Origin of the sequence: Gimesia sp., assembly GCF_040219335.1 — a bacterium.
Lineage (GTDB): Bacteria > Planctomycetota > Planctomycetia > Planctomycetales > Planctomycetaceae > Gimesia.
In genome coordinates this window covers 1-8,006 of record NZ_JAVJSQ010000011.1, presented here as the reverse complement: position 1 = coordinate 8,006, position 8,006 = coordinate 1, and the positions used below count along the sequence as shown (strand labels likewise).

Sequence of the window (8,006 nt, the reverse complement as noted above, 5' to 3'; positions counted from 1 at the left end):
GGCAATTGTGATGTCGTCCGTGATGAGTAACACCGCAACTGCAAACCTGCTCTTGCCGATCGTTATGGGTTTGGCCGTCTCCAGCGTCACGCCCGTTATGATTGGTGTGGCTTTTGCCTGCTCGTTGGCAATGCCGCTGCCAATTTCGACTCCCCCGAACGCAATGGCGTTTGGAACTGGCGAGTTGAAAACAATCGACATGCTCAAACCTGGCTTGGTGATCGCGGTTGTCGGAGCGATGCTGGCATTTTCAACAGGCTATTGGTGGTGGGACATCGTTGGTTTGTTCTAAATTATTGTGTCGCATGAGTTGACCGTTCAATAAGAGAGGCTGTTGCAATGGAAGTTCACATTCAGAAATGTCAGGAGTGCCAGTCCACGGATGTATGCAACATGCTCGTGAGTGAACCAGGTCAGCCGCAAACCGTTTATGTAAAGTGCGCATCCTGTGGCCAACTGGTCGCACGTTTCCTGTTGAGTGACTACTACCATCATGGCAAGGGAATTGAATCGTGGCTGCGATCCCTGGGGCCAGCCGCGTTCGAGAGTGGTCGAGATTTTCACGATGAATTTAGTCGGGTCCAAACAGCCGCCCTGGCAGGCTTTGAGGCAGCGTGTCGACGACTTGAGGAGCAGAAGCAAGTCGAACCGCCGTAGAGTGGCCAGTTTCAACAATGGCGATGTCAAAAAGCATCTCAGAGAAACTCAAGGACTTCGATTTTCCGAGACCACATGCTATACACCGTCTCGTTGAAATTACGTTCTGATGCCTTATATATTTGCGAGAGCATTTTCGGTTGAACACTGTAGTGCGGGCGATCGGTTGGCTTCTCCCAGGAATGACACCGGCCATAAGACTCAGAGTTTTCTTAGGTAAATGGCTATTGCACTCTTATGCAGAATTTGAAGGATGAAATCGCAAATGTAGATTAAGAACTGCCCACAGCCAGTTAGTAATTGCTGAGCTTACACATTCGAAGATACTGGAGAGTAGCTCATAATATTTGTGGCGTTTTGTGGCAAGGGGTTTGACCTGCTGCCGGGAGAGCTTTCTGTCTGACATAATAGTAACACCCTTGCAATTATTGCTGAAAAGGTGCCGTCTATTTTGCCAACGGTGTCGTGACAGTCAAATCTTTTCTGGTTTACAGGCACTGCGCCCCACTCAGACTCCAGTGGGCTTTCTGAAGTGATTTGAGGCTCATAGGCAGCCATAAGGCCCCTAGTCAGGTTCTGGGGGCAGGAGAAGTGATTCAGGACTATAGTTCTGGTTCCTATATCACTTTGGGAACATCTACGCGATCATGCTCACTGAAATTGTAGGCAGATCATCAGAGAGCAGGGATACCCCTCATGATGATACAAAAAAAGCGTCCGTGTCAGAAAGCGACGGACGCTTTTATCCACTACGGGAAGTGTTAGCTTTGGTTACCAAGCCGTAGTGTCAGCGCTCAGTGATTCTCCGGAAATTCATCTAGAGCAGGAGACCACATATACAGATATCGTCATAGGGGGCTCAGAGATTTAGTTTGATGCTTACTTTCATTTCGAAATAGACTATCCAGAGATTTTCAGAGAGTGTGCCGATTGGAAATTGAGGGAAGGGCGGATGGGATCTGAGATTGTCATGCTGCAGTCGATACAGGAGTATCTTCAGGTCACTGAAGGACACAAAGCGGCCGTGTAATTACACAAGTCATTTCCTCGCCGTGTCTTCCTGTGGTCCAAACAGTAGTTACATGTAGATTCTCAGATTTGATGCCGCTATGATGGATTAAATCCAGAAGGTGACGCGCTGACGAGCATCAGCAAGGAAACTCGATCCAGGCATGGCTGAAAACACCCCTATGGAAAAACGCAGAGGTACGATTCCGAGACAGGGGAGTCTCCGGCTGAAAATACGCCTGTTCCTGATGATGCTCCCCCGCAATCTCCTGCATTGATTGGCCGTTACCGTATCGAAAACATACTGGGCAATGGAGGCTTTGGCCTGGTCTATCTGGCCCATGATGAGCAACTGCATCGCCAGGTTGCCCTGTCAGGCCGAACCAGTTCCACATCAGACGCAGTTTGTGATCGCGATAAGGAATTGATCCCGGAAATGTTTTCCAGGAGAGCGCCATCAATCCGAGCTCGGACGAAAAATGTTGAAATGGTCCGCTGTGCAGGTTACGATCTCCATGAAGCGGTACGGTGGTATTGGTGCAGAATAATCGATCTGGGAAATCCCTATTCTTGTCACGACGGGGCACATCGCACTCCCGGTGGCGATTATCAGAGGGAGATGGACGGTGGCATGTGGAACAAGACTGCCTGCACTCGTGTTTCTGGTGCTGGTAATAACAGCAGATTGGCTGATTGCGGACGAGATATCATCTCCACCTGTGGTGACGATTCACCCCCCACAGGGGCACGTATTCTCGGATGCCGGGATTTCGGAGCAAAATCTGCTGGTGACTGCCGGCGGGCACCAGGTCGTGTCCTGGGACCTGGGAACCGGCAAACAGAGAAAAGTGCTGGATGCGAAACCAGGCACCCAATTCCTAGCGCTGACGCGAGATAACCGCTTTTGTGTTGAGAGGTCTCTACCTGGCAGTCCTGATGGAATGTGGTTGTCGATGATCCAGGTCTGGAATGTTGAGAAGCGGGGCCGGTTTACGAAGCAGACGAAGACGCTTGGCCCTCCCCTGTTCAGCCCAGACAGTCAGATGCTGGCTTACCCGGAATGGAAGCTACATAAGAATCAGAAAGAAAGACAGGAGAGTCCCCTGAGCGTCGTGTTGCTGGATCTCAACACACGGAAAACACAGCGGACCGTGGAGGCGGTCGGAGGCTACAACACGTTTGTCTTCAGTGATGATCACAGGTTGCTGGCGCTGTCCCGATTCACAGATTCTCGCGTCCGGGGAAGCGTGACGGTCTGGGACACTGCCGCAGCAAAGCAGGTGCAGTTCTTCGACAACATCGACCCCTCCATGCCGGCCTTCAGTTTCAATGGCCAGTATTTGCTGCTTGATCGAGAAGTTTACGAGGTCGCGACCGGAAGGCTCGTCTATGAACATCGTGGTGTCGATGTGCCGGGAATGCGATTCGTCAGATTTACTCCGGATGGCCGACGCGTCCTAGGCAGAGATATGGTTGGTGGTCTCTATGTGTGGGACCTGGATCGTGACGTCACTGTTACGTGGCGGGCTCAGGATGAGAAGATCAGTGACCTGGCTGTCACCCCGGACAGCAGGCTTCTGATCACATCAGAATGGGATCAGGATAAAGTAAACGTCTGGAACATTGACACCCAGCAGAGGGTGGCCCGCCTCGGCGTAAAAGTTCCTCCCAGTACCTACCCCAGGGCAAAGCTCAGCCGGGATGGAGAATATCTGATGGTGTTTTCAGTCTCAGAGCTTTCCGTCTGGAAAACCTCCGCGTTCCGGGAAGCAGTGCCGCAACAGATTGCGCAGGGAAAGGGGAACAGGCCCGCTCCTGCAGGAAACGGCCAGGCTGGAGCCAGGCCACTCCGGCCGAAATGGGCTTCCGTTTTGTCAGGGATTCCCGACGGAGTGAACCTGAGCATCGCGCGACATCATGATATCTGCCAGAACGCTGACGCAAAACTGGGGCCGAAAAGTGAAAGACTGTCACGCAGACTGGTCGGACACTTTATATACCCCAACGCGGCAAACTACTACTATCCGAAACGTGTCGGTACTGCATTTCCCGATTTTGAACTCCTGGGCTCGTTTTCCTTCCCTTCAGATGAGGGACACATGCGTGGTAAGCCGATCACATTCGCGCTGTCCAGCGAACCGATCGACCCTAATTCAGTGACGCGCGCCCTGAGAATGGACCGCAGTGTTCGTGAGGTAAGAAACCGCGAGTTTCTCGGAGAGCACTACGTTGTCGGCAGCAAGGTGTTCTATCATCCGGACCCCCACACACTGTTTGTAGCTGAGTCGACTGACGATATTGAAACGGTCATTCGTCAGCGGAAAGGCAAGCCTTCATTGCTGGCTCAAGATATCAATCGAATGCTGGAGAACCATCAATTCGTTACCATCAGTGAAGAGCAGCAGCTTCAATTAACACTTGAAGGCGAACGACAGTGGAGACTGCAGCAGGCTTTCGCCAAGGCAAAAAATCTCGCGGAGGTATCACAGGTCCAGCAGGTACTCAAAGAGGACAAAGAAAACTGGTCAGCGCTGAAGCGGTTGGTTGTGAAGGGAAATATCACAGGCAAGCCCTCACTCACCATGATTGCAAAAACCACAGACGCTCAGGCAGCCCAGAGACTGCGCGGTGAGATCGTCAATTGCGTCCGCCGCCTGACCGGATCACCAGAGGACACGTCTCTCCTCATGTACGGCTTCCGAGCCGATCCAAACGTCGGTGTACAGGGGAGAAGCCTGACTGTTTCTACACTTCCCGAGCCGGACAATACGATGCTTGAACGTTTATTGAAGCCAGACGATGGTGGGAACTGATCTCCCGCTGGCTCCCAGAACCACACTTTCAGATGCATCCCGAAACTTCCGAGAGCATCCCTGAATTGCAACCAGTAACGTCTGCGATCCTACCATTTGCCTGTGAGGGTGGACTCCTACGAGGCGCTCCGAGGAGATATGGGGACAAAAGGCAGGCCAAGTCCTTAAGCGGTTCTTTAAGCAATCAGAGATGTCTCCAGATCGCATAGATCTAGTCCACGTATCATTTTATGAATGTTAACACGATCAAGATCATTTAGACTGCAGAGCAGGTCATCAGAGAGTACGGGAGACTGATTTCCACACTGCTTGGGGTAACACAATCAACGACAGTAGAACAAGCCAAACAATTTCTCACATGCGTTGTGCACCGGCAGAGATAAGTTGTTGACGCTGTAGCCACCATGCCAGAAGAGGGAGAACCAGCGACACCGCAACAATTGGAGTCGCAGTTACTGGAAGATCCCACAATCTGGTGCCGAATGTTTCGTGAAACCACGTTGGCGTTCAGCCCTTCGAAACCATGGTTCGAGGTGCATTCGAACTAACATCTTCGGCTCCTGGATTCAGTGCGACGAACTTGTTGTCAGGCTTTCAGATCTTGGTGATGAGAACTCGTGCTATAAACACTCCAGTATCTTTATAAAACTACCGTCGGGAATCTCTGTGTCTGTCTTTCAGTATTTTACCTCGCAATCCGAGAGATCTGAACGAAGCCGGTCAACTGCTTCCGGCGTCACGTGAGTATGAGTGAGGTTAATGATTTTGAGACCCTTCATTTGTCGCAGGGTGTCGCATATTTCATCGGTGACGTCGGTTGCGTGAAGCTCAAGGCGTGTGAGTTGAGGAAGTTCGTGAATTTGTCGTAATTGTTTTGTGGTTACTGAGGTTCGATGGAGGGCGAGCGTTTTGAGTTTCTCGAGGTGAAACACCGCTCCCAGGTCATCTGCGGTTATCGTTGAATCATTCAAATTGAGGTATTCGACCTCGCTCTGTCTCCCCACTGCATCCACTGCCTCAGCAGGTAGCGTTGTGTGGCTTAATATCCAGAACCATAACTGCGGCATTGGCCCCAACTTCGTCCAGGCCTGGGCTTTCGCCTGTATCTTTTGCATGTACAGCTTGCGGACTTGTGTCTGCCGCTGAATTGCTTCAAAAGTGTTTTCAGTCAATTCCATGTTGGCAAAGGAGAGCTGCTTTAAGTTACTGATTTCCCCCATTTGTGACCATGCTTCGGTAGACACCGAGACATTACTGAAATTAAGTGCCGTGATATTATGTGCCTTCGACAATGCAGCCAGCAGATTGGCAGAACACCGTGTAGATGCGATGGATAAGGATACTGTGACTCGATCCAGTGAGAGTATGTCCTCCAGGAGTTGTTCTGATACTGCGACGCGATACAGAGTCAATTGTCGCAATGCCGGCAGACGTTGTAATTGTATCAGCGCTCCTTGCTGAATAGTGGAATCCTGGATTGTCAGATCCGCCAGGTTAGACAGCTCTAACAATCTCGTGGTACCGGCGACAGATATCTCTGCGTTTTCAAGTGAGAGCTTTTTCAGACGATTCAGGTTTTCGAGATGCTGCAAATCGGAATCGGCAAGTTGCGTCCCATTTCCCCCCATACGGACTGATACAACGTGCTGAAAAATGTCATCCCCATAGATGCGGCGGGCGAACCAGCGAAGCCGTGAAGTCGGATGCGGGATACTTGGCTTATATACCACGTGCCCATTCAATGCTTTGATTGCGGCAACCGCACTTCGCTGTTGGTGCAACCGGTTCATTGGAATAAGGTACATTGCCAGAATGACTGCAATGAGGGCGACTATCATTAGTATTGCGCGCCACCCGAATCTCCTCCTGGAAATGGGTTTTGAGGCCAACGAGAGTGGGATTTGCTGGGAGAGTGCGACCACCCCTGCGGCGAGCAGGAGGACATGACTCGCTAACCAGACGCAGTAGCCTAGTCTCAATTGATCGAGATCGTGGACGGTAAACTGGATAAGAGGTGTCAAGGCGAGGGCGACGGCAAAGGCGCCCAGGACCGTCGCGCGGAGAGGCCATTTTGACAACATGTAGAACGCAAGCCAATAGACAGGGTTGGCCAACCACACTAACAAGCCGTCGGACACTCCCCAAAAGGTGATGTAGAACGCGAAAAAGCCGTATGATTTGCTGACCACCGGGAGCAGGAAAGCGGCGCTATATGTAAGGACGCTTAACAACGCGATCCAGGCGACTTTGTCTTTTTTCACGAACAGCGTTTCGTCATCAAAGATGGAGTCTGACATGAAAGTACACTTTGTAACGATCAAATGTCTGGGATTGCCAGGTGAATTGTTTACTCACCCACGGGCGTTGGTTGTTGTTAAATGGCATTTCCCAGATACAGAAGTGCGTGGGTGATCCTGGGCTAAGTATCACGGAGTTGGCAAACTAATCGGACATTTCCCAGCTGGAATCAATCTCACTCACACCAGCAGTAGTTTAAATCCATGATACTTCGACGGTTTCTCTTTCGCCAGAATTTTCTTCTTATACGACAGTTGTGCCTCTTATTTCAGAGGGGTAAATCCCCATTTTATACTCTCTGTACTGGCCAGTCCTGAGCAAGACCACTCTGTAGTGGTCCTGTGATAAAGCTTGTCCGTCGCAGTAAGCGGTTCTGTTTCGAATCTAAGGCTGATATCGAGGCCCTTAACAACAGTTTCGGGGATAATATTCCATACTACACCGTGCTCGGATAGAGTCTTAATCAATTTGAAATCAGACGCGTTATACAGGAAAACGTTCGCCCCCCCACGGCGAAGATCTGTCCGTCTGGGCTGCAGTCGACACCGTAGTCTGAACTCATCGCTGCAGGTTTGTGGGACTCAAACAAGGTACGTTCAGTCGCCGTGTCGCAGACGAATAGTTGTTTAAGCGAAACTGCACGACCCCCGGTTTTTCCATCGCTGGTGGATTCAGTGTCCGCACATCGGGTCAATTACTAAAGTGGTTTTTAAGTTAGACAGAGCGTGAATCCTTCTCTACTCTGACTGGTCCCTGATTATCCCCAGTTCGCGCCCCAACCAGGCGATCGCCTCGTTCAAAAGCTCTTGAGGGACCGTCGTGTAGTGGATTTCGGCCACAGTCTGCGGGGCGTGATCGAGAAACAAACTCTGAAGTCCCTGGTAGTCTCGATTGCCTCGCAACAAGGAAGCCGAAGTTTTTTTGCACGCCTTTAGAGTGAACTCGATCTCCGTCTTTTTAGAGAGCCTTCGGATCGCCAGCCGCACGGCGTCGGTCTTCTTGTACTTTCCGCCGTCGATGTTCTCGGTCCGGAGCAGTTTCCCTTCACGGGTTAGTAGTACATGATCCGAATCGTCGCTACGTTCTTGTTTGAGAAGCTCGAACGTCTCCGGCCAAAGCGGATACGATACCACGGGCACGTTTTCGCAGTTCCCAGTTTTGCTCCGTTTGCGTGTGATGATCCCCTGCTTCCAGTCAACTTCATTGGGATGGAGTTCGGCCATATCGATC

General features: G+C 51.1%; 5 protein-coding genes. 3 read left to right on the top strand and 2 right to left on the bottom strand.

Going from position 1 to position 8,006, the window contains the following annotated elements; translation table 11 throughout:
- The 3 genes from RID21_RS10525 to RID21_RS10515 all read left to right on the top strand — a co-directional run.
- Positions 1-292 (top strand): anion permease (locus RID21_RS10525; RefSeq protein WP_350188698.1); only part of this gene is annotated, 292 nt, incomplete at its 5' end.
- Between the two features lie 47 nt (positions 293-339).
- Positions 340-657: a hypothetical protein gene (locus RID21_RS10520; protein WP_350188696.1), complete on the top strand. Its 318-nt coding sequence runs from the start codon at positions 340-342 to the stop codon at positions 655-657.
- A 1,634-nt stretch (positions 658-2,291) separates the two neighbouring features.
- Positions 2,292-4,478: a WD40 repeat domain-containing protein gene (locus RID21_RS10515; RefSeq protein WP_350188694.1), complete on the top strand. Its 2,187-nt coding sequence runs from the start codon at positions 2,292-2,294 to the stop codon at positions 4,476-4,478.
- A 677-nt stretch (positions 4,479-5,155) separates the two neighbouring features.
- Here RID21_RS10515 and RID21_RS10510 read toward each other — a convergent pair.
- On the bottom strand, positions 5,156-6,775 hold the full coding sequence (locus tag RID21_RS10510) for a leucine-rich repeat domain-containing protein (RefSeq protein WP_350188692.1): 1,620 nt from the start codon (positions 6,773-6,775) through the stop codon (positions 5,156-5,158).
- Between the two features lie 738 nt (positions 6,776-7,513).
- A partial coding sequence (locus tag RID21_RS10505; RefSeq protein ID WP_350188690.1) for a site-specific integrase occupies positions 7,514-8,006 on the bottom strand: 493 nt, incomplete at its 5' end.

Bases quoted from the DNA above. Each gene is read 5' to 3' on its own strand.
- RID21_RS10520 (WP_350188696.1), top strand. From the start codon at position 340: ATGGAAGTTCACATTCAGAAATGTCAGGAGTGCCAGTCCACGGATGTA.
- RID21_RS10510 (WP_350188692.1), bottom strand. From the start codon at position 6,775: ATGTCAGACTCCATCTTTGATGACGAAACGCTGTTCGTGAAAAAAGAC.